Below are 552 nucleotides of genomic sequence, written 5' to 3'. Positions count from 1 at the left end.
CCTCGTCGGTCCAGTGTCGGACTACGCGCCATTCGTAGTCGTCCACACAGGCCCACTGGTAATAGCAACGCAGTCCGGCGGGCCGTTGGTGCTCGACCATGCGCCGGCCGCTGTCGTAGGCAAAGCGGCGCTGTAGATGCTCGGCAGCATCGCGAACTTCGGCCAGATCGCCAGCGGCATCGTAGTGGTAGCTGACTAACACTTCGCGGCTGTGATCCGGGAACAACCGTTCAATCTGCTCGACTCGGCCGAGTTTGTAGCCGAGTTCAATTCGTACATCATTGAAGGAATCGCGTAACTGGCTCAGGCGACCTTGGGCGTCGTAGTCGAGGAGGATGCGGTTGTCATTGCGGTCCCCCAGCTGGCTCAGACGCAGGTGCGACGGCTTGCCTGGCGTTGGTTCGAACAGCCGATAAATACCGTCGACGCTTTCAATCAGCACCTGCCCGTTGACATGGCGCCGCACGCTCAGGCCTTCGCCCGCGCTGAACACCGCACCGCCCAAGGGGATCACGCCCATGTCGATCTGCCGGGCCTGCTCGTCGGTGTAGA

At 61.8% G+C, this 552-nt stretch carries 1 pseudogene; it reads right to left on the bottom strand.

The features are described from left to right. Nucleotides 1-552, bottom strand: a pseudogene (locus NR164_RS30250) (RHS repeat protein); the annotation flags it as partial.

This window comes from Pseudomonas sp. Pse79, from assembly GCF_024519615.1.
GTDB classification, from domain to species: Bacteria; Pseudomonadota; Gammaproteobacteria; order Pseudomonadales; family Pseudomonadaceae; genus Aquipseudomonas; species Aquipseudomonas veronii.
The sequence above is the reverse complement of the archived record's forward strand: the minus strand, read 5'-3'. Positions and strand labels throughout refer to the sequence as shown.